Annotated in this window: 20 protein-coding genes; 10 read left to right on the top strand and 10 right to left on the bottom strand. The window is 38.1% G+C overall.

Annotated features, from left to right (window positions below):
* Positions 1 to 10: 10 nt before the first annotated feature.
* Entirely contained in the window at positions 11 to 1,462 is a 1,452-nt protein-coding gene (gmtY, locus tag B9T25_RS13565) for a gamma-mobile-trio recombinase GmtY (RefSeq protein WP_086188943.1), read from the bottom strand.
* Between the two features lie 273 nt (positions 1,463 to 1,735).
* Between gmtY and B9T25_RS13560 the strand changes: the two genes are divergently transcribed.
* The 7 genes from B9T25_RS13560 (at position 1,736) to htpG (ending at position 9,007) form a co-directional block, all read left to right on the top strand.
* Positions 1,736 to 2,278 (top strand): hypothetical protein, encoded by a 543-nt coding sequence (locus tag B9T25_RS13560; protein WP_086188942.1) that lies wholly within the window; start codon positions 1,736 to 1,738, stop codon positions 2,276 to 2,278.
* Positions 2,279 to 2,430: 152 nt separating this feature from the next.
* Positions 2,431 to 2,787, top strand: a complete 357-nt coding sequence (locus B9T25_RS13555) for a DNA transfer protein p32 (RefSeq protein WP_086188941.1) — start codon at positions 2,431 to 2,433, stop codon at positions 2,785 to 2,787.
* Positions 2,788 to 3,148: 361 nt separating this feature from the next.
* Positions 3,149 to 4,021, top strand: a complete 873-nt coding sequence (locus tag B9T25_RS13550; protein ID WP_086188940.1) for an alpha/beta fold hydrolase — start codon at positions 3,149 to 3,151, stop codon at positions 4,019 to 4,021.
* A gap of 129 nt (positions 4,022 to 4,150) precedes the next feature.
* Positions 4,151 to 5,563 carry a Na+/H+ antiporter family protein gene (locus B9T25_RS13545; RefSeq protein WP_086188939.1) on the top strand — a complete coding sequence of 471 codons (1,413 nt, stop codon included), beginning with the start codon at positions 4,151 to 4,153 and terminating at the stop codon, positions 5,561 to 5,563.
* Between the two features lie 321 nt (positions 5,564 to 5,884).
* Entirely contained in the window at positions 5,885 to 6,484 is a 600-nt protein-coding gene (locus B9T25_RS13540) for an OmpW/AlkL family protein (RefSeq protein ID WP_086188938.1), read from the top strand.
* A 166-nt stretch (positions 6,485 to 6,650) separates the two neighbouring features.
* On the top strand, positions 6,651 to 6,995 hold the full coding sequence (locus tag B9T25_RS13535; RefSeq protein ID WP_086188937.1) for a lysozyme inhibitor LprI family protein: 345 nt from the start codon (positions 6,651 to 6,653) through the stop codon (positions 6,993 to 6,995).
* A 92-nt stretch (positions 6,996 to 7,087) separates the two neighbouring features.
* On the top strand, positions 7,088 to 9,007 hold the full coding sequence (htpG, locus tag B9T25_RS13530; protein ID WP_086188936.1) for a molecular chaperone HtpG: 1,920 nt from the start codon (positions 7,088 to 7,090) through the stop codon (positions 9,005 to 9,007).
* Between the two features lie 79 nt (positions 9,008 to 9,086).
* Here the strand turns inward: htpG and B9T25_RS13525 are convergent, their stop codons facing one another.
* The 5 genes from B9T25_RS13525 to B9T25_RS13505 all read right to left on the bottom strand — a co-directional run bounded on the left by B9T25_RS13525 (position 9,087) and on the right by B9T25_RS13505 (position 13,058).
* A complete protein-coding gene (locus tag B9T25_RS13525; protein WP_086188935.1) occupies positions 9,087 to 10,211 on the bottom strand; it encodes a hypothetical protein in 1,125 nt (374 codons plus the stop codon).
* An 83-nt stretch (positions 10,212 to 10,294) separates the two neighbouring features.
* Positions 10,295 to 11,896 carry a hypothetical protein gene (locus B9T25_RS13520; RefSeq protein WP_086188934.1) on the bottom strand — a complete coding sequence of 534 codons (1,602 nt, stop codon included), beginning with the start codon at positions 11,894 to 11,896 and terminating at the stop codon, positions 10,295 to 10,297.
* A gap of 10 nt (positions 11,897 to 11,906) precedes the next feature.
* Complete coding sequence (locus B9T25_RS13515) at positions 11,907 to 12,086, bottom strand: hypothetical protein (RefSeq protein WP_086188933.1); 180 nt, start codon at positions 12,084 to 12,086, stop codon at positions 11,907 to 11,909.
* Between the two features lie 343 nt (positions 12,087 to 12,429).
* A complete protein-coding gene (locus B9T25_RS13510) occupies positions 12,430 to 12,615 on the bottom strand; it encodes a hypothetical protein (RefSeq protein ID WP_086188932.1) in 186 nt (61 codons plus the stop codon).
* A 227-nt stretch (positions 12,616 to 12,842) separates the two neighbouring features.
* Positions 12,843 to 13,058 carry a hypothetical protein gene (locus tag B9T25_RS13505; RefSeq protein ID WP_086188931.1) on the bottom strand — a complete coding sequence of 72 codons (216 nt, stop codon included), beginning with the start codon at positions 13,056 to 13,058 and terminating at the stop codon, positions 12,843 to 12,845.
* A gap of 240 nt (positions 13,059 to 13,298) precedes the next feature.
* Between B9T25_RS13505 and B9T25_RS13500 the strand changes: the two genes are divergently transcribed.
* Complete coding sequence (locus B9T25_RS13500; protein WP_086188930.1) at positions 13,299 to 13,499, top strand: dodecin family protein; 201 nt, start codon at positions 13,299 to 13,301, stop codon at positions 13,497 to 13,499.
* 74 nt (positions 13,500 to 13,573) lie between these two features.
* On the opposite strand, the gene B9T25_RS13495 is transcribed toward B9T25_RS13500, so the two are convergent.
* The gene (locus tag B9T25_RS13495; protein WP_086188929.1) at positions 13,574 to 14,275 is read right to left on the bottom strand and encodes a DsbA family oxidoreductase; all 702 of its coding nucleotides are present in this window, start codon (positions 14,273 to 14,275) and stop codon (positions 13,574 to 13,576) included.
* 181 nt (positions 14,276 to 14,456) lie between these two features.
* Between B9T25_RS13495 and B9T25_RS13490 the strand changes: the two genes are divergently transcribed.
* Positions 14,457 to 15,206, top strand: a complete 750-nt coding sequence (locus tag B9T25_RS13490) for a hypothetical protein (protein WP_086188928.1) — start codon at positions 14,457 to 14,459, stop codon at positions 15,204 to 15,206.
* Between the two features lie 150 nt (positions 15,207 to 15,356).
* On the opposite strand, the gene B9T25_RS13485 is transcribed toward B9T25_RS13490, so the two are convergent.
* The 3 genes from B9T25_RS13485 to ompR form a co-directional block, all read right to left on the bottom strand.
* The gene (locus tag B9T25_RS13485) at positions 15,357 to 16,880 is read right to left on the bottom strand and encodes an acetyl-CoA hydrolase/transferase family protein (RefSeq protein WP_086188927.1); all 1,524 of its coding nucleotides are present in this window, start codon (positions 16,878 to 16,880) and stop codon (positions 15,357 to 15,359) included.
* A 203-nt stretch (positions 16,881 to 17,083) separates the two neighbouring features.
* Complete coding sequence (locus B9T25_RS13480) at positions 17,084 to 18,544, bottom strand: ATP-binding protein (protein ID WP_086188926.1); 1,461 nt, start codon at positions 18,542 to 18,544, stop codon at positions 17,084 to 17,086.
* 296 nt (positions 18,545 to 18,840) lie between these two features.
* Positions 18,841 to 19,605 (bottom strand): two-component system response regulator OmpR, encoded by a 765-nt coding sequence (ompR, locus tag B9T25_RS13475; protein WP_004650626.1) that lies wholly within the window; start codon positions 19,603 to 19,605, stop codon positions 18,841 to 18,843.
* Positions 19,606 to 19,941: 336 nt separating this feature from the next.
* On the opposite strand from ompR, the gene B9T25_RS13470 reads away from it, so the two are divergent.
* Positions 19,942 to 22,305 (top strand): Tex family protein, encoded by a 2,364-nt coding sequence (locus B9T25_RS13470; protein WP_086188925.1) that lies wholly within the window; start codon positions 19,942 to 19,944, stop codon positions 22,303 to 22,305.
* Positions 22,306 to 22,313: the final 8 nt, after the last annotated feature.

The following is a 22,313-nucleotide window of genomic DNA, read 5'->3' as shown; positions in this document are numbered from 1 at the left end:
ATTGAATCCACTATTTAAATTTTGGATATTTACCTGTGAAATAGCTATTAGGATCAATATCCTCTAGACCATACTCAGTAAGAGATTTCCAATCTATAGCTGAAATTTTAGAGTTAGGATCATTTAGTTGTTTTGTGGCGTGATCAAGAATGGAAGACACTTCCTCATTGTTTTTTTGAGTATAAGGAATTTGAGCTTCTAATGACTTATGGTGCATACATTTACGAATTAATAGAGGAGAAAGCTGTACTTTTTCTAATCTGCGACCATAGTTATGTCTATGCCCATGAGGATCAATTCCTTCACTTTTATTTGGGGTTAAATTGATACGTCTCAAAGCATTATTATAATTTTCATTGAATGCACTTTGTGTGTAAGGATTTCCAAAACTTTTTTGGCTAAAAGAAATAAATGCATATGGATGAAATGAATCAGATACTGAACGGTATTTGATGTAATTTCTCCATAAAGACATAAATACTTTTCCATAATCTGTAGGAAACCAATGAACCTGTAAATAGCCATCTCTATGGTCAACAACTTTTGACTTAAATCCTAAACGGTTTGTACCTAGTATGTGTTTCCTCGGAATGCGCCCATAATTTTCCTTTAAATAAGCCTTTCTTGTACTATCACCAATATGATTTTTCCAATTGTTAGGAGCCTTACCTTCTTCTTCACTATAAATTCTAACGATAGCTTTTTGAGGGTCATTTGGATCTTCAAACACATCTGTTATCCATAATAACAATGCTTCGCTAATACGTAATCCACCACCATGAATAAGTAGTAAAATGAGTTTATCTCTTAATGCAACTCTTGGATCTTTAGCACGTCCAATTCCATTTAGATAGAAGTTTTCCCAATACCGTTCTGGAAATGCAACAGCGTCATCTTCAGTCTTAATAAGAGGAGTACGTCCTTTTATGATACGAGCCTTCTTTGTTGTTGAGTTAATAGAGGTATCTTTTAAATGACCTAAGAAATCATTTTGGTTCTTTCTAAACCATGCTGCATAATTCAATCTTTCTTCATGTGGAGTAGCTTGGCGTAATGGATTTAAGCTAATAGTATTATTATTTTGTGCTAACCAGTCTGTTAAGCCCGTAAGTGCAGCAATAAGCAAACGGGATTCAGATATAGAGGTTGGAATCCAATACAAGCCAGATGAGTCAAGACCATCTTCGCCAATAGTTCCTGTGTAAAGTCTTTTGGAGAATGTTTGAAAAAGTAATTTGGGATCATCAAAAATATCACAATGGGTAGCCATAAAATCGACTAATTTGCTAGTAGCTCTGAGTACCCGATTTATAGTCCCGATGCTTTTTCCACTTGTTTCAAGATGAAGTAAATAGTCCGTAACAGTAGTTAACTCTCCTTGTTCTGTAATTAGAATGGGAATAGATGTTTTAATACCTGTATTGTCTTCTGTAATAGTCGCTTTGACTTTGACTGCAATCAAGTGAAGTAGCCTTATACATCTTATATAAAATACACTCTATAACTTGAATAAAATATGATCAACTTTTCTTTAAATCGTATTTGTAACTAAACTAAAATACATACTTTTAATTACTCTATAAAACTTCGGGCGTCTTTTTTTATTTTTGTTATAAAGAAGCATATTACCTATAATAAATTTCACATTTTTCTTATAGTGTTTAAACAAGATGTAACTTAATAAAATTATGTAAAAATTAAGTAAAGTAAATTTATAGCAATGAGGTTTAATTCGATGAAACGCGTACAAAAATTTTTAAGTATCACTATTTTTTCTACAGTCGCAGTGAGTGCATTTGCAGTGCCTTTGCCAAATAGTATTGTTATTCAAGATAAAGCTGTAGTTCCAATTACAAAAACTCAAGTGATTCGTACTATTAAAGGTCAAGAACCTGTACGTACTGTTGAGGCAACTATTTTTGAAGTAACGAATGGCGGCAAAGATATTGTTGCGCGTGAAGTGGTACTTCAAGACAACGAAACTCAATTTTCAGATAAAAAAATGTCAGCGCCTATCGTAAAGCATGGCGGTGTAATTGTTCCAACGTCAAAAATTGAAGTTAAATCGACAATAAAACAAGATGGTGTGGTGATTGCTGAAGCCAAAAAAATTGATGCTGCTGGGGTTGAGTTTAAAAAAGGACAACAGCCTGCTCATAAGACATTAAAGCTAGATCAGCTTAAAGATCCGAAAAATAATGAAAGTATTACTCATGCTGTGATTAAAGAGAATGGTGTGACCACTAAAGACATCGTTGTATTAAAAGAAGCAGAATAAGTGAATTGAATGTGGTGCATTATCGAAATTCTTGTAGAAATTTAAGGTATTTTTACAAAATGCTGCATTTCCTCTGAAATACGTAACATTTTCAGTTTATTGCTTGCATAAAATAAGCATAAGCTGAAAAGAGTGAAAAAAGAGGAAAGTCCATGAAAAAGTTAATAAGCGTTATCGTCGTGGCGACGATGTCGACTTTTATGTTGGTAGGCTGTGAAAGTATGTCAGCCAATGAACAACGTATTGGTGCAGCAGCACTCGGTGGCGCGATTGGCGGTGGTGTAGGTAGCAATGTTGGTGGTGGTACGGGTGCGACTATTGGTGGTGGTGCTGGTGCTGCTGTGGGAAGTAAAACTCAAAATGGTTCTAACCGTAATGCAGTTTATAGTGGTATAGGTGGTGCCATTGGCTCTGCTGTAGGTAAAAGTGTCATTGGCGGGAATGCAGGTGCTGCTATTGGTGGCGCAATTGGTGGCGGTGCTGGTGCTGCGATTGAGCAAAAACGCTAATTATTTAAATGCTTAGAACATTTGGAAGAGTCAAAAAAGTGCCTTAATGAAGGCGCTTTTTTTTGCTTTTTTACGGATATATTGCAAGAATATTCAGTGTATATTGGCGAATTATAAGAATATTATTATCAGTAAAGTCTTTTAAGATGTGTGATTTCAGCAGCATCTAAGCGAATATCTGCTTAACATGATTAATAAAAAGATTAGAGAGCAGGAATTGTCTATAGTTTTGTTAAAAGGCTTATTTTGGTCAATTGTTTTTTGTTCGCTTAAGATCATACTAGAACGGAATTTGTACGGCAGTATTGATGTCCTTGCCGAAAACATTGCAATAAATCACCAATAACAAGAAAGGAATAACATGGAAGCGCAGACTCAATGGGTACATACCCAAGACCAACAACGTCTTTATGTGAAAACATGGGGACGTGATGACAAACCAGCTTTGGTTTTGGTGCATGGTTATCCTGATAATCAAGAAGTATGGGAACCGATTATTCAGCAACTTGTGCAAGATTTTTATATTATTACCTATGATGTCCGTGGTGCAGGGCAGTCCTCTATTCCAACACGTATTCGTGATTATCGTTTAGCACAATTATCTTTAGACTTAGAAAGTGTGGTTAATGCTGTATTAAAAGATCGACCTTTTCATTTAGCGGCACATGATTGGGGGTCTCTACAGTCGTGGGAGTCAGCGACTGAACCCAAGTTAAAAGGTCGTTTATTGTCTTATACTACGATTTCAGGTCCATGTTTAGATCATGCGGCATTGTATTTGCGTGAGAAGTTTAAGTCTGCACCAAGCAATGTGTTAAAAATGCTTACCAAGTCTTGGTACATTGGTGCATTCCATTTACCCCTTGTTGCACCAACAGTATGGACATTGTTCAGTCCAGAAAAATGGGGCAAAATTTTAAGCAGGTTAGAGAGAAAACAAGGCTTACCCTTAAATGCAAATATTGTGGCAGATGGTAAATATGGTATTAACTTGTATCGTGCTAACTTTTTTCCATCTTTAACCCAACCACGTCAACGTTATGCACAATGTCCTGTTCAAGCCATTGTATTGCGTCGCGATGCTTTTGTTAATCCTGAATACATTACTGAATCAATGCCGAAATGGGTTGAAAATTTTGAATATGTAGAACTTGATGCCAACCATTGGGCAGTTTTAAGTCAGCCTAAATTGGTTGCAGATCATATTCGTAGCTTTGTATTCAAACAGCTTTAAAAGGTTATTGTTTTCTTTAATTATATGAATTTAAAGTAAAAAAATTCTGGAAGATAAAAGTGATCAATTTTCAGCTTCAATGATTTGAATCTGCTAAAATATCGGCTTTTCATTTTCCTGAAAATTTCAATGAATGCAGTAGTAATTGCGATTGCCGTGATGTTTATTCTATCACTGGCACGAGTTTCTGTCGTTTTGACTTTGGTCATTTCAGCGATTATTGGTGGCTTAGTTGCAGGACTAAGTTTATCAGATACCGTAACTGCATTTAATGCAGGTTTGGGTGATGGGGCAGAAGTCGCCCTTGCTTATGCTGTCTTGGGGGCTTTTGCTTTAGCTTTGTCAAAATCTGGTTTGCCTGATCTTTTAGCGTATAAGCTTATTGGCTTATTGGGTGCCGAAGCGTCACATCAAAAGGCTAAAAAAGTAAAATATTTACTTCTCACTATCTTATTAATTGCCGCAATTTTTTCGCAAAACCTTATTCCTGTACATATTGCCTTTATTCCAGTTTTGGTTCCTCCTTTATTAAAAGTGATGAATCATATGAATTTAGACCGTCGTGCGGCTGCATGTGTAATGACCATGGGCTTAGTTGGAACCTATATTTTTCTTCCAGTCGGTTTTGGTGCCATTTTTCTTGAACAAATTTTGATGGGCAATATCAATAAAGTTGGTGCTGCTTACGATTTACATGTGGATCGTTGGATGATGCCTATGGGTATGGCGATACCTGTGATCGGTATGTTCATCGGTATGTTAGTTGCGGTCTTCATCAGCTATCGTAAACCACGTCATTATATTGATCGCACAGTCGCACGTGTGACCAAGATTGATTTAGATAAGCCTATTCGTACAGCTGAAGTGGACTTTGCAGTTGATGCGAAAGAATTACAGCAAGAAGCTGAAAAAGCACCCGTGATTGCCAAAAAAACCATTTTTATGGCAGTGCTCGCGATTGTTTTAACCTTGATTGCACAATTGTACTCAGGTTCGATGATTTTGGGTGGATTGGTCGGTTTTGCTGTCTTGTCGGGCGCTGGAATTTTTAAATGGCAAGAAGCAGATGATGTTTTTGTGCAAGGTATGCGCATGATGGCATTGGTTGGTTTTATCATGATTTCAGCTGCTGGCTTTGCTTCAGTGATGACCCATACAGGCGATATTACGAGTTTAGTGAATGGCGTGGTGCATTTGATTGGTGACAATAAAGCCTTAGCTGCATTTTTGATGCTGTTTATTGGTTTGTTTGTGACCATTGGTATTGGTTCATCATTTTCAAGTGTGCCTGTCTTAGCCGTGATTTATGTCCCTCTTTGCGTGCAATTTGGTTTCTCTCCATTGGCGACTGTGGCACTGATTGGTACAGCAGCAGCGCTGGGTGATGCAGGTTCTCCCGCGTCTGATTCAACCTTGGGTCCTACAGCAGGTTTAGGTGTTGATGGTCAACATGATCATATTTGGGATACGGTTGTGCCGACATTTATCCATTTTAATATTCCATTATTGGTATTTGGATGGATTGCAGCAATGGTACTTTAACTGGAACTATTATTTTAATTTATTAGGTGTTATTTAGTTTTATATTTAATATTAATAGATGTATTTTAAATAAATATTTAAATAAGTTATTATAATAAAACCAAGTTTAATGCTCGGAATATAATAAATAAAGTTGATTAACTTGGTTGGTATTAAAACCAACCAAGTTGCTCTGGTTAAAATAAATATTAATTATTATCAACAACTTAAAAATAAATAAAATTATTATTAAATTATGGCTATTGCATATTAATTACACTCATGTTTATTATTAATTAATGTTTGAAATTATTTTTATTATTCTTTCTTTGAGTGTTTAAAATGTTAAAAAAAGCTGCTTTTATTATATTATTGGGAATGTCTGCTTCAGCGATGGCAGATGGTTGGCAAGTGAAAGTTGGTGCCTCTGCAATTGCTCCGACTAGTGATACTAATTTAAATGGCATTGGTGTTGTAGAAGCGGATAGTGAATTGGCTTTCACCCCATCTGTTGAGTATTTCTTTAACGATAACTTTTCTGCTGAACTATTATTAGCGACACCAATTAGTCATGATGTTGCAATTGGTGGTGCGAATGCAGTCAAAATTAAACATTTACCACCAACCATTACAGCTAAATATAACTTTAAAAACTCAACTGGTTTTACGCCGTATATTGGTGTAGGCGGTACTGCATTTATTGCTTGGGATGAAGAAACTAAGGGTCCATTGACAGGTACAAAAGTTAAAGTGAAAGAAGACTTCGGTTTTGCAGGTCAGATTGGTTTTAATTTCCAACCAGCCGATGCAAAAAACTGGGGTGTATTTGCAGACATTCGTTATGCACAGTTAAGTCCAGAAGTAGAAGTAAAGAATGTCACGACCTTTGATTTAGACATTGATCCAATCATTTATACGCTGGGTTATAGCTACAAATTCTAATATTTAGAATTTGAGTTAACCTTAAAAAAACCCATCTTTTGATGGGTTTTTTGTTGTACTAAAGTACTAGAGTAAACTGCTGTAATTGAGCAAAAATGCCTTATTGAATGATAGACTTGTTGTTAAAGTAACAGCGGAAAGATAATGAATAAAAAGGCAGAATAAAATGAAAATATTGAAATATGCTGTTTTGTTTTTGTGTAGTAGTTTTAGCGTTGCTATTTACGCAGCAAGTTTTAATTGTGACAAAGCACGAACACAGACTGAACATGCAGTCTGTGAATATCGGTTTGTAAATGATGCCGATGTAAAAATGGCGACAACCTATAATATTATTAAGCGCTTAGTGCCTATGGGAACGCGAGGCGTGATTCAGGATGATCAAGTAAAATGGTTACAGTTGCGAGATCAATGTGGTAGCTCTAGCAGTTGTTTGAGTGAAGTCTATAAAATGCGCCAGCAAAAATTGGATATGTATATGGATCGTGTTTATAAACAAGGTCCTTTTTAATAAAAATTTAGCAGACACTATTGAAAATTGCAGCAATCACTCCAATTCATTAAGCATTCGATAAAAGTGTTTAATGAATTTAAGGAATGATGATGACCGAACAAAGTGCAAAAAAACATAGTTTCCAAGCAGAAGTTGCCCAACTTCTACATTTAGTGACGCATTCACTGTATTCAAATCCTGAAATTTTCTTACGTGAACTGATTTCTAATGCTTCAGATGCGTGTGATAAGTTACGTTTCGAAGGCATCAACCATCCTGAATATTATGAAAATGATCCTGATCTACATGTTCGGGTCAGCTTAGATAAAGCGCATAAGACCATCACCATTTCAGACAATGGGATTGGCTTAACGCAACAAGAAGCGATTGATCACCTTGGTACGATTGCGAAATCGGGGACCAAAGACTTTATGTCTAAATTGTCGGGTGATCAAAAAGCCGATGCGCAATTGATTGGTCAGTTTGGTGTCGGTTTCTATTCAGGCTTTATTGTTGCTGAAAAAATTACTGTTGAATCTCGTCATGCGGGTGCAGATGCTGCCGAAGGTGTGCGTTGGATCAGTGCGGGTACCGGTGATTTTGAAGTTGAGCAGATTAATAAGGCTTCACGTGGAACAGACATCATTTTGCATTTGCGTGATGATGCACTGGATTATTTAGAAGCGTCTAAAGTTAAACAGATCATCAATAAATATTCTGACCACATTAGCTTGCCAATTGAAATGCAAAAAGAAATTTGGCAAGAAGATGTGGTTGCCGAAGGTGAAACATCTCAAGGCGGTCAGATGGTCAAGACAGGCGAGTGGGAAGCGATTAACTCTGCCAGTGCGCTTTGGACTCGTAATAAAAATGAAATCACTGACGAGCAGTACATTGAGTTCTACAAGAATTTGAGTCATGACTTTGAAGCACCACTGGCATGGGCGCATAATCGCGTTGAAGGGAGCACTGAATACACCCAATTGCTTTATGTGCCAAGCAAAGCAGCACAGAATCTGTTCACCCGTGAAGCGAAAGCGGGGATCAAACTGTATGTCAAACGCGTCTTCATTCTGGATGAAGCGGATAATTTGATTCCAAATTATTTACGTTTTGTACAGGGTGTGGTGGATAGTGCTGACCTGCCACTCAACGTCAGTCGTGAACTGTTACAAGAAAGTCGTGATGTTAAAACTATTCGCGAAGGTAATACGCGCCGTATTTTAACCATGCTGGATAATTTGGCGAAGTCAGAAGATGAAAAGGATCAAGAGAAATTCAAACAATTCTATGCTGAATTTGGTTCAGTGATGAAAGAAGGTTTGGGTGAAGACTTCGGAAATCGTGAGCGTATTTTAAAACTTCTTCGTTTCTCGACCTCGAACAATGATGATATTTCAACGTCATTGGCAGATTACAAAGCACGCATGAAAGAAGGGCAAAAAGCCATTTATTACGTGACGGCAGATAGCTTAAGTGCAGCGAAAAATTCACCACAACTTGAACTGTTTAAGAAAAAAGACATTGAAGTGCTCTTGATGGCGGATCGTGTTGATGAATGGGCAATGGAGTTCGTGAATGAATTTGATGGCACGCCAATGCAGAACGTCTCTAAGGGTGCAGTTGACTTAGGTGATTTGCAGGATGCTGAAGAGAAGAAAGCACTTGAAGCTGCGGCTGAACAATTCAAGCCAGTGGTCGATAAACTGTCTGATGCTTTAAAAAACAAAACCAAAGAAGTTCGTGTCACTACACGTCTGGTTGATTCTCCTGCATGCCTAGTCACCAGTGAAGGGGAGCTTTCGCCACAGCTAGTACGTATGCTGAAACAAGCAGGTCAGGCTATTCCTGAAAGTAAACCCATTTTGGAAATTAACCCAGAACATCCATTGGTGAAAAAATTGGAAGGCTCGAATCAGTTTGATGATTTAGCTCATGTGATTTTCGATCAAGCGGTGATTGCAGAAGGTGGTTTACCTGATGATCCTGCTGAATATGTAAAACGTATTAACAGTTTATTGTTGAAATAATTGAGATATTCACGCTTAAACTGAAAAGCCTCCTTCGGGAGGTTTTTTTATGAATCAACATCGCGATCTATCCTTGAGATTAAAATAAGGCTTCCAAACGAATAGAGGTGTTAATGAAATGACTACGATCATCACGATGGTCATTCAAATAATTTAAATTCCCGTGCACATAAAACCATTCACGCCATAAAGGTTGACGCCAAGAGACAAAAGGTCCCCAACTATTTAAACGCAAATTATTGTTATTTAAAAATCCTCCCATATAAATGCCATAACTGAAGCTATGTTCATGGAAAAATTGATGTTGTCTAAACAGGCTATTGTCCCAAGTTAAATCATCATCTTGATGATCAGAATAAGTGAGATTGAGTTGATTTGATAGAAAAGCTTGATTTGGGTGCGCATGGGTCAGCTCGATATTGGTCCTTAAATAATTTTTACTATCAATGCCATAACGATAAATTTGTTCGGCATGAAAACTAAAATTATTTTCTAATTGCCAACTTTTAGATGCTTTAAAACGCAGATAAATATCATCTCCTGAGCGTAGACCTAAATCTAAATCTGTTTCAAAGGGCACGTACTTAGAAAACTCTGACCAACGTAAGGCAAAAGAGCTGTTATTTTCTCGGGTACGTTGTCGGTCTAAGGTTTTATTATTACTGTTGTTTGGATTTTCATTGGTAATGGCGACATTATTGTCGAGTTCATTGTCTAAGGAATCATCCCCGAAGACTAAACTGATTTGACGTTCTAAAGTGGGAAGTTTAATTCTGCCTCGAATACGCGGTTTAATTTCATAACCATCATGTTTATTCCAGCTATTATCTACCATGACTCGTAATGTTGCAGTTGCAGGTTTTTTGGGATCAGTTTCACCAAACCAATGGTCAATTTTATTTGAAGTATTATCTGCCCAACTGCGAATTTGAAATTGTTTGCGATCTACCCACGTCCGATCTGCAGTTTCGAGGATGGGGCGCACCATGAGTTCATTTGATTGCTTTGGTAAAAACGTGGGTGCTGCATCAATCCAACTTGGAAGTTGATAAAGCAAATTGAAATCTTCATCCGTTGTTGCTAAAGGCCAGTTCTTTTGATCCGTTATAGGTTCTACGATTGTGGCACTAGTTGAGCTATACGCCAGTCCAGACAAGAATATGAATAAGAGCGATTTTGATAAATTTATTTTCATATCAGACATATCCTTGCCCTTCTATTTTTGACTATTGAATAGTCTTGTTAAAAATGCGACTAAAAAGCAAGCGTTTGCTACAAAAATAAAAATTAATCTGAAATATGCTGTTGAATGGCTTTATATAGTCGATCGCAGTCGATCGGAGACGCTAACTGGGTCAGGATGGTTTGGATCAGTTGCCAACTCACACCTTGATGACGCTCTAATAATAAATAAGGATACGCAGATTCAGTCTGTGACAGATTTAAGCGGTTTTGCCCATGAATCAGACGGATTTTATGTCGCTCTTTTAATAAAAGTAGTGGGGTCTTAATGTCCGCTGGGCTTTCCTCAAACTGAATAAACTTTTGTGTCTGGATCAGTTGTGCCGGAATAAAAGGGGTATAGCCTTCAATATTCCAAATTAAAGTGGCTTTTTGGCTATAGCTATAAAATAAAGTCTCAAGATGAGTCAAACTGTCCTGTAAATGATTCCAAAAAATTTCTTTAATCGCGGATGGATGATGTTGAGATGGATCGGTAAATGAATGTATTAAGCGAGTCGCTTGCATTTGATCTTCTGCACCCAATAACACTAAATATTTAATAAAGCGACCTTGGAGATTGATCTGCTCGGCGAGATAAATGGGTAATTGTTGCCAGCGCTGTACATTTGGGCCATGCAATAATAAATCTACATGTTGTGAGATTTCAGGCGAGTTAAGTATTTCTAAGCGATATAACGCTTGCTCAGGCGTATTGTCCTCATAAAGAGGCTGAATATGTGCAATATGTTGTTTGAGGTCTATCGTTTCTGGAACAGACTTTTGAGTTAATTTTGTAGCTGAAATATTTTCTTGAGTTGTTATATTTATAGTTGCAGGAGTTCCCTGCTGGTGATCACTCAATACTGGTGGAGGTTCTAGATGCAGAGCAGCATCTAATTCATCTGGCTGTACAAATGAATCTATGGCTAGAGTAGCCTGATGAGAGGCAAGAATTTCCATGACTTGCTCCATGTCATCGGGTGTATGAGGCTGATTTTGCTCTTGCGCGATATGTATTAATAAATTCAAATTGGTTTCTGTTTCTGTTTCTGTTTCTGTTTCTGTTTCTGTTTCTGTTTCTGTTTCTGTTTCTGTTTCTGTTTCTGTTTCTGTTTCTGTTTCTGTTTCTGTTTCTGTTTCTGTTTCTGTTTCTGTTTCTGTCAATGCTTTAATCCATTGATGCTCTAAAAGGGCTTGTTGTTTTAATTCGTGGTCAGTTTGCAAACAGCTATAGATTTGTTGCTGTGTAAGCATCCAGTGATAAATATCTTCTAAATAACCCCATTCACTCACTAAGGCTGTCCGGTTTGGTGCTGGAATTAACCAAATTTGCCAACCATTTTTGGCATGATACAAAATAGCCCAACCTGTATCGGCATTTTGATACAGCGCTTTCTCTAAAATATTATCCTGTAGAAATACACCACGAAAAGAGAGTCGATACAGGGTATTCGCGGCGAAATCATCCGCGGCCTTTTCAGGTTGAGTATGAGATTTAAATTTCAAAATTTGTTTTTTGAAAATGGGCTCATCACATAAGCCAAAAATTTCGGTTAAACGAGATTTCGATTTTGCAATTTCAAAGAAAGATAAAGATCGATGCTCTAATCCATCAATTAATAGGGTTAATTCTTTAATTAGCAGCGCTTTTTCTAGGGCATTCATGAGCTGACCTCTAAAGATGTGTTTGTGCTTTTTCGAGATAACTTGCCAAGACAATATTGATCGCAAGTTCAAGTAATTTATATTCAGCAGACATCGGTTTAGGGTGGCGTTCAGCAAGCACAATCAACTGATCAATATTGATGGCTTGAGGAGGAATTTTACCTTGAATCAGCGCTTGAAGTTCTTGCATAAGAAAATGTTTTCATTTGATGGAATTATGAAGATCATGCTTTTGATTATATGGATTTAAAAAGAAAAATCATGCAAAAAATTGTCATGTTTTGAGATTTTATAGACATAAAAAACAAAAATTGTAAATTTTGAGTAATAAATATTCAATTTTTTTTTATTATAGCTGAAGGAATTAAATGCTGATCATGAGTTGAATTGTTCAATTAACAGATTGGTAATCGGTTCAATTTAATTTGAATTCGAGATTTTTATTGATGTATTTTTTAACAGCAGCTGTTTGATGCAGAAATAAAAAAACAGACCGATTTAAGCGGTCTGTTTTTTTGAAAAGAATAGTTGCTTTAAGCTACTTTCTTAGCTTCAGATGCTCCTTGAGCCACAGCTTTAGCAGCAGGTACGTTTTGGTCTGCATTTACGGTTTCAACAGCTTTTTTAACAGGAAAATCAGGGGTAAAAACAATTTGTGCAGATACGTTTACAGAAACAGCCAAAACAGCGACAGCCAAAAGAGATTTAATGACGTTCATCATGATGTCCTTTAAGGAGAAAAGATGCCCAAATAAGATGGACAAAAGGGAGAGAGTATAAAAATTAGACTTCATGTGAATAATAACAAGAAATGATCAAATTGGCTAAGAAATTGAAGCATAAAAGATGAATGGTGAGTTTAAATAGTTATATAAATCATATGTTTAGAGTTTTTACTCTAAGACAGGTTGCGTTTTAACAATCTGTCTTAACTGGTTTAAAAATATCAGTTTTTGTGGCATTTGTTTTTACACTTTTTCTCGTAAAGTTTACCAGAAATACCACCAATAATAGCGCCACTAAAAGTGCCAAGTACGGGTAATACGCTACCAGCAACGGCACCAATTAATACGCCTTTTACCGTAGGTGAAAAACATGATTTTGAGCATGAGTGATGTTTAGGGGTAGAATCAACAGTAGGATTTGCGGTTTCAGTGTCCATATTTACCTCTTTTAAGTTGCATGATTCAGAACTTAAGTGTTCTATCTATTAGCCTAGCGAATTGTTCGTGTAAGTATGTCCAAGCCTTGTATAGATAAGTTGTAATTTGTAAGGCTTGAAGATGAGACCGCCATATTGTTTTTCTTTGTAAGTTTTTGCGGTGTAATGTTAAAATGGAATATTTTGTTTAAAAAATAGCCTATTATAGGGTTTCACAATAATAAAATTTGAGGTTTAAAAATGACCATAGCTAAAGTTGTTGAAGTTAACTCGAGTAGTAAGAAAAGTTTTGAAGATGCTATTCAAACAGGAATTACCAAGGTGACGGAAACGGTAAAAAATGTACAAGGTGCTTGGGTTAATGAGCAGAAAGTGATTATTAAAGATAATAAAATTATAGAATATCGAGTTAATTTGAAAATTAGTTTCTTGGTCGAATAAGTTGATGAATCGTACAATAAAAAATCCCCGAACTCGGGGATTTTTTATGGGTAATCTAGATTAGAAAAAGAGCATTATTTTTCTGGAAGATCACAAGCATCATCTTTACAAATAGCTGCATCTTCCGCAGCAATCGTGGCTTGTTCCGGCGCTGCTAAAGCCTTCTCAAAGACTTGTAAAAATACTTCGCGTGGTTGTGCACCCGCTAAAGCAATGCGTTGATCAAACACAAAGAAAGGGACACCTGTGACTTTGAGTTGATCTTGAGCGACCTCTTTATCAAATTTAACAAAGTTCGCATATTCTTCTGAATCTAGAACATCCTCAACTTCAACAGGATTAAGGCCAATGCGTGCAGCGACATCTTCAATTGTTTCACGTTCGCCAATAGATAAACCCTGGGTCATATAGCTATAGAAAAAGGCTTCTTTTGCTTCTGAGCCTAAACCTTTGCTTTGGGCTAAATGGATAATACGATGTGCATTGAAAGTATTCCCTGAGTTGGCATTTTCCCAATTAAATTGGATGCCTTCTTCAGCTGCCATAGTGGCAATATTGCGTTGCATCTCTTCAACATCGGCAACTGTGCGACCGTATTTTTGCGCGAGGCGTTCAGAATTTGAAACTTCCTGACGAGTGGGTGCTTCTGGATCAAGTTCATAACTGTGCCAATGAACTTCAAGTTCTACACCCGCTTGTTGAGCTGCCGCTTCCAAACGTTTTTTACCAATATAACAAAATGGGCAAACCACATCTGACCAAATATCTACGCGCATGAGCAAATCTCTTCTCTTTTCTTGCCTACATTGATGGGGGTTGCTCGCAAAATTTAAAGCATGAAAATTGAATTAAAAGATCATTTGGCACGAAAAATTTGAAATATTTTAGCTGAATAAATAACCAGTTGTATTCTGAATCGCGTTATTATATTGAAAAGTCAATCTAAGGGAGTCTCGTATGCCAAAGATTTTTTTAATCTTAGCGTTAGCGACATGTACCGTATTTGGTTGGATGTTTTATCAGTATTCGGTACAACAAGAAGAATTAAGCCAAATTAAAGACTATCAAACTGTATTGTATGACAAAGCAGAATTAATTTATCAGCAAGCCCAAGATTGGTCTGAACCGATTAATATTAATGTGTCGGATAATCCCTTGCAGGGCGATTATAAAGTGATGGCAGATTTTGTCCTGAGCGATATGATTCAAAATGCTGAAGCAAGGAATCAGTATTTACGTGAACTAAAAGCACTGCATTGGGATCAGTTTTTAAATATTGATCGCTTGGATAAAGATCGTAAACAGAATTTTATCGAAACCGAACAAATGTTAAAACAAGTGCATCTTTTGACAGCACAGTATCAACAACAAACGCAGCAACGTGAAGAAGCCACCTTAGATCGAGCGAAACAGCTATCGATCAAAGCCAATCTGAGAGACCAGTTGGCAGATAGCTTACGTGCAAGTCGGGACAGTGATCAAACTCATGCTTTATTTGCATTAGAATTGCAGATATTAAGCAAAGCTGATGCTCTATTTGAGATTTTGAAAAAGAATAAATGGCAGAAAAACAAGCAGACGTTTATGTTTTATGAAGATCAACCCTTAAAGCAATTTAATACTTTATATGGGGAGATATTACAGTTGAATGCAGAAATAGAAAAAATTAAAAAGCAAAATCGTAAAGCGATTGAACAGAGTTTATAGCATTTGAATTCGCTATGATCTGGAATAGAACGTTGGATTGAATTGAATCGTCAGGCATTGTGATCGGAAATCATGCATTTCAAACGCTTATCTCGGCAATAAAAAAAGCGTACCGAAGTACGCTTTTTTTATACGAATTTATTATGCTGCTTAAGCAATTTTAGCTTCGACTTCTGGTTGAGCGAGCAGCATTTGACCTTGTTCTTCAAAGTTTACATGCCATGACAATGCTTCACGCAGAAGGTGAGGGGTATGTCCGCCTTTTGCACAAGAACGATCAAAGTAGTCATTCAACGCATCACGGTACATTGGATGTGCACAGTTATCAATAATCGCACGAGCACGTTCGCGTGGCGCTAAACCGCGCAAATCGGCAAGACCTTGCTCAGTCACAAGAATATCAACATCATGTTCAGAGTGATCGATATGCGATGCCATTGGTACGATTGAAGAGATGTCACCACCTTTTGCAATTGACTTGGTCACAAAAATCGCTAAGTGAGCATTACGCGCGAAGTCACCTGAACCGCCAATACCATTCATCATTTTAGTACCGCAAACGTGAGTTGAGTTTACGTTGCCGTAAATGTCAAATTCGAGCGCAGTGTTAATGCCGATAATGCCTAAACGACGAACCAATTCAGGATGATTCGAAATTTCTTGTGGACGAAGTACCAATTTGTCTTTGTAAGCATCAAGGTTATTAAATACTTTTTCGCCATATTTAGCAGAAAGTGTAATTGAGCTGCCTGAAGCAAATTTCATTTTACCGGCATCAATTAATTCGAAAGTACAGTCTTGCAGTACTTCAGAATACATAACTAAATCTTCAAAGTTTGAGTCTTTAAGACCAGTCAATACTGCATTGGCAATAGAGCCGATACCTGCTTGTAATGGGCCCAAATTTTTCGGTAAACGACCTTCAGCAACTTCTTGTTCGAAGAAATTAATCAAGTGGTTGGCAATACCTTGAGTCTCATCATCTGGTTCAGTCACAGTGGATGGAGAATCATGATATTCATTGTTAATCACGATACCGACAATTTTAGATGGATCAATATTGATGGCATGCGTACCAATACGTTCATCGACCTGAGTTAGAGGAATCGCTTGACGTGTTGGACGATAGCTTGGGATGTAAATATCGTGTAGACCTTCAAAAGCAGGGCTTAAGTTGGTGTTGATTTCTACAATCACTTTTTCAGCAAAAATGGCAAAGCTTGCAGAGTTACCCACTGAAGTGGTTGGAATAATACCGCCATCTTCAGTAATCGCGATTGCTTCAATGATTGCAACATCTGGTTTTTTAAGCTGAAGATTACGCATTTGTTCAACTGTTTCAGACAAATGCTGATCGATGAACATGACTTCGCCGTTGTTGATAGCTTTACGTAAAGTATTGTCTACTTGGAACGGTAAACGACGCGCAAGAACACCAGCTTCAGTCAATTGTTTGTCTAGGTCATTACCTAGACTTGCACCCGTAATTAACGTGATTTTTAAAGGATTTACCTTAGCTTGTTTCACGAGTGCTAAAGGTACAGCTTTTGCTTCGCCTGCACGAGTAAAACCACTCATACCTACAGTCATACCATCTTGGATAAAAGTGGCAGCTTGTTCTGCACTCATGACTTTGTCATGAAGTGATGCTAAACGAATACGATCTAAAGACATGGTTTGCGCTCAATTCTTGTTCAAAACTAGACGGATTGTACCGCCCTAAAGACAAATTGTGCATGCCTGTTAGGCTAAGGTCTAATTTTTTGAAAAAATGTGGGTATAACAATTTTTTATGGTTTTTAATTAATTGATTTTAATCATCTAAAAATAAGCAACAAACAGTTAAGTAAAACTGTTTGTTGCTTATTTGTTCGTTGCTAAAAGTGCTCACTGAATGTTTGTTTAATTTTTCCTAATGTGGTGTGGTGGATATTCTCCTCAATTTTATTTTGAAGAATAGGTAAAGAAATGAGAGCTTCTAAACCACCTTCAGGGCGATTATGTAGCGTGAGTTGTCCTTGATGGATGTCGACAATACGTTTGACAATGGCTAAACCCAAACCACTTCCTTGTACAGTGCGAGCTTCATTTCCTCGTACAAAGGGTTGCATTAGGTCTTCAATTTGATCCTCAGGAATACCTTCACCATGGTCGGCAACACTAATAAAAATATGATCATTTTCAACTTTTGCTGACAATTCGATTGGTTCAGCACCATAGTGTTTTGAGTTATTAATTAGATTGCCAATTAGGCGTTTTAGCGAGAGACTCCGTGCTTGAATCACTGGGACTTCTTCAGCTTTAAAGCGAATATCTAAAGGTTTGAATTGAATAACCAATTCCTGTAACAACATATTAATGTCAGTGTCTTGTATTTCCTCATCTGAACCATCGCGCATATAAGAGATGAACTGATTCAAAATAGCATCCATATCCTCTACATCATAAATTAAGCCTTCTTTGAGAAAGTCCTCATCAGGCATCATTTCTGCACTTAAGCGAATACGGGTTAAGGGCGTGCGTAAGTCATGGGAAATACCCGCCAGCATAATACGGCGGTCGCGTTCAGCTTGATCCAAGGTATAGATCATGTGATTAAATGCTCGGTTAACCTCGCGGATTTCTTGTGGGCCATGATTGGTTTCAAGATAAGGTGCAGAGCCCGTTTTACTATAATTATTAGCGGCATTTTGCAAACGACGTAAAGGGCGGTTGAGCTGACGCACCAGCGTTAAAATGATGGCAGCAGCAATCAGTGGTACACCCAGCAACCAACCAAAGACCAGTTCTGGACTATAGTTGGCATAGGTTTTCAATGGTTCGCGCACCCAGTGACCATTCATTTCTGGTGTTTGAATCCAAATACGTGGACTGGGTTTAAATTGAAAATAGACCGTCACATTTTCAACTTTCAATTCTTTGGCCAGCTTTTTTTCAATTTGATTGGTAAAAAACTCAGCAATGACTTTGTTACGCACATTTGGATATTCTTTGGGATCGGTGATGTATTCAATACCGACCCGATTTTTTAACCAAGTGTCGACATCGACTTCGGCATCATTATGGAAAATACGTAAATCGGGATTGTTAATGATTTCAAGTTCAACACCCAAATATCGAGCATGTTGTTGAATTTCTGGAAGGTAAAGTGTGCGCCAAAAGAACCACAAGGACATAAATAAACTGAAAAATACAATGAATAGCACCAGTACTGTGGTACGCATTGCAGCAGAACGTGGTTTTATTTTGTCTAGAAAACGTTCCCAACGAGTCCGTTTCTTTTCTGAATACGTTTCGTAATCTGTAAATTTCTGTGGGTCGATGGGTTCGAGTTTCACGGATCAATCCTGAATTGATGCATCAATATTTTATGCTTTTAATTTTATCTGATGCTGCTAGTTATGGCGGAGTCTTGCAGTCATGGATTTAAGTAATTGCATAATCTTCGTTTTTGCCTACTTTTGTTTCGGCAAAAGTAGGCAAAAACGCTTCATTCGCAAAACTCGATCTATATCAGCAATTGATAAAATTCATCGCAGAAACATTTGCTGCGGATGCCTCCTGCCTCGAACAGTTGCGAATGAGTTGTCACGTAATTAATAAAAACAGAGTTTATTTAATTGCGTGAAAATAATTACTCCGCGCCATCTGGAACAAAGACATAGCCGACGCCCCAAACGGTTTGGATATAACGTGCACGGGCAGGGTTTTCTTCAACCAGACGACGTAAACGTGACACTTGCACGTCAATTGAACGCTCCATAGCCCCCCATTCACGACCACGCGCCAAATTCATTAGCTTGTCGCGAGTAAGCGGTTCACGTGGATGTTGTACTAAGGCTTTAAGCACGGCGAATTCACCTGTGGTTAAAGTTACCACCTGACCTTCACGTGTCAGGGTGCGTGTTGATAAATCCAGTGACCATGGACCAAAACTAACCACTTCCATGTGTTGACTTGGCGCGCCCGGAACTTCACGGACCTGACGGCGTAGTACGGCACGAATACGTGCTAACAGTTCATTTGGATTAAAGGGTTTTGGCAGGTAGTCATCTGCACCGGCTTCAAGTCCTGCAATGCGATCAGAATCACTGCCACGTGCTGTTAGCATAATGATGGGAGTGTCGATATTTGATTGACGTAAACGGCGACAAATACTCAAACCATCTTCAACAGGAAGCATGAAGTCGAGCACGATGAGGGAGAAAAGTTCACGCTGTAATAAACGATCCATTTGTGTCGCATCGTGTGCAGTTTTCACTACGAAGCCTTTATCTTCTAAAAAGCGCTGCAATAAGGTACGCAATCGCACATCATCATCAACAACGAGAATGCGTTCGACGCGATCAGTTTCGGTGTGTACTGGATCTGTTTTTTCAGCAGGTACAACTAAACTCATGATGTGCTCCTTTATTCTTTATTGTCATCGTAAACAAAAGTTTGGATAGTCTTGAGTATACGATTCATTTGCATCTGTTTACTATGCTCTAAAGCAACAAATATTGCAGATAAAATCAAGACATAGATACCAAATGTATACATCTAAATGGTCATTGATTTTGCTAAACATGCAGACTAAAAATTGACTTATCCCTTAATTTTGCAGGGAAGTATTAAAAAAACATCGATTGGCAATATTGACCACTTATAAATTTAATCAAAACAATTGTGGATTTTATAGTCTTGGTCTTTATAATCATGCCATTTAGTACTTATCCTTGTAGGATCAAACACGATGACTGACTTAGTTCAGCAGTTAGCAAAAGAAATTGCCGTACGTCCAAATCAAGTAGAAGCTGCCATCAAGCTAATTGATGAAGGTGCAAGCGTTCCTTTTATTGCACGTTACCGTAAAGAGGTAACTCAGGGCTTAGACGATACGCAGTTACGTCAACTCGATACGCGTTTATCGTATTTGCGCGATTTATTTGAACGCCGAGAAAAAGTGATTGAATCTCTGAAAGAACAAAATAAATTATCAGATGATTTATTAACGCGGGTAAATGCTGCTGAAACAAAGAATGTTTTAGAAGAACTGTATGCACCGTATCGCCCAAAACGTACCAGTAAATCATTTAAAGCCAAAGAAGCGGGTTTAGCGCCGATTGCGGCAAAAATCTTTGCAGAGCAAGTCGATCCAACTGAAGCTTTGGCTGGTTTTAGTCATGAAGATTATGCTGATGTTGAAAGTCAGCTTGATGCGATTCAACATATTTTAATTGATGACTGGGCGCAGAATATTGCTTTAACCACAGAACTTAAAGCCACTTTTGCCAAAACAGCGGTGCTTAAAAGTTTAGTTGCCAGTGATGAGAAAAAAGAAGTCGGTAAAAAATTCCGTGATTACTTCGATTTTTCTGAAAACTTTAATAAGGTGCCATCACATCGTTTACTTGCGATGTTACGTGGTCGTCAAGAAAATGTATTGAACTTAAAAGTAGATGGTGAAGATGATGCGCCACTGAGCCGGATTGAAACTGAATATCATCTTGATTCAGTTCAACCGCAAGCGCGTGCAGATTACTTAAAACAAACGGCAAAACTGTTTTGGTTAGGTAAAATTCGTCCACAAATAGAACATTCATTATTAACCGAAAAACGTCTTGTCGCTGAAGCTGAGGCGATGGATGTATTTGCTGAAAATTTACGTCATTTATTACTTTCAGCGCCAGCTGGCTCTCGTTGTACCTTAGGTGTAGACCCTGGTATCCGTACTGGTGTTAAATTGGCTGTGGTCAATGCATCGGGTGATGTGGTTGCGCATAGCACCGTTTACCCATTTGCACCGAAAGAAGACAAAGCAGGTTCAATTGCTGAACTTGCACGTTTGTGCCGTGAGTTTGATGTTGATTTAGTCGCCATTGGTAATGGAACTGCAAGCCGCGAAACAGAAGCAGTGGTTGCAGACATGATGACACAAAATCCTGATTTGAAATTGACACGTGTTTCTGTGAGTGAAGCAGGGGCATCAGTTTATTCAGCGTCTGAATTGGCATCTGCTGAACTACCTGAATTAGACGTTTCTATTCGTGGTGCAGTATCCATTGCCCGTCGTTTACAAGATCCGCTTGCAGAACTGGTGAAAATTGATCCGAAATCCATTGGTGTAGGTCAATATCAACATGACGTGAACCAAGCGGGTTTAGCGAAAACGCTTGAAGCAGTGGTTGAAGACTGTGTGAACTCTGTAGGGGTTGATGTGAATATAGCATCAGCGGCAATTTTGGGTTATATCGCAGGTTTAAATAAATCCATCGCGCAGCAAATTGTAGAATACCGTAAAGAACATGGTCGTTTTGACAACCGTCAGGCATTGAAAAATGTACCACGTTTAGGCGAACGTACTTTTGAACAGGCGGCAGGTTTCTTACGTATTCAAGAAGGCTCTGAACCACTGGATGCTTCAGCTGTTCACCCTGAAAGTTATGCCTTGGTCAGCAAGATTGTTGCAGCCAAAGCGACTACAGTGAAAGATATGATTGGTAATTCTGAAATCATTCGCCAAGTGAGTGCAGAAGATTTTGCCGATGAAAAATTTGGTCTGCCGACAATTCAAGACGTACTCAGCGAGCTGGATAAACCGGGTCGTGATCCACGTCCAGAATTCCGTACGGCAAAATTCCGTGAAGACATTACTGAGGTATCACAATTGACTGAAGGCTTACAGCTTGAAGGTGTGATTACCAATGTCACTAACTTTGGTGCATTTGTGGATGTTGGTGTGCATCAAGACGGTTTAGTGCATATTTCTGAACTGGCGAATGAATTTGTTGCGGATCCACATAAAGTGGTGAAACCAGGTCAAATCGTACAAGTACGTGTATTACAAATAGATGCTGAGCGTAACCGTGTCAATTTGTCGATGCGTCCTGAAGGTTCAGAAGCGCCAGTAAAAGCACAGCGTCAACCACGCCGTGAGCAAAATGGTCAAACTGAACCACGTGGTGAACGTAAGCCGCAAGCGAAACGTCCGCAAAATGCACGTCCTCAAGGCGACCGTCCACAAGTGAAGAAACCACAATCGACTAAACCCCAAGAGCAAAAAATTGGTGGTTTAGGTGCGTTGTTATTACAAGCAGGGATTAAAGGTTCAAAGTAATCTTTAAC

Source organism: Acinetobacter sp. ANC 4470 (assembly GCF_002135335.1).
GTDB lineage: Bacteria > Pseudomonadota > Gammaproteobacteria > Pseudomonadales > Moraxellaceae > Acinetobacter.
This window is presented reverse-complemented; position numbering and strand designations above follow the sequence as displayed.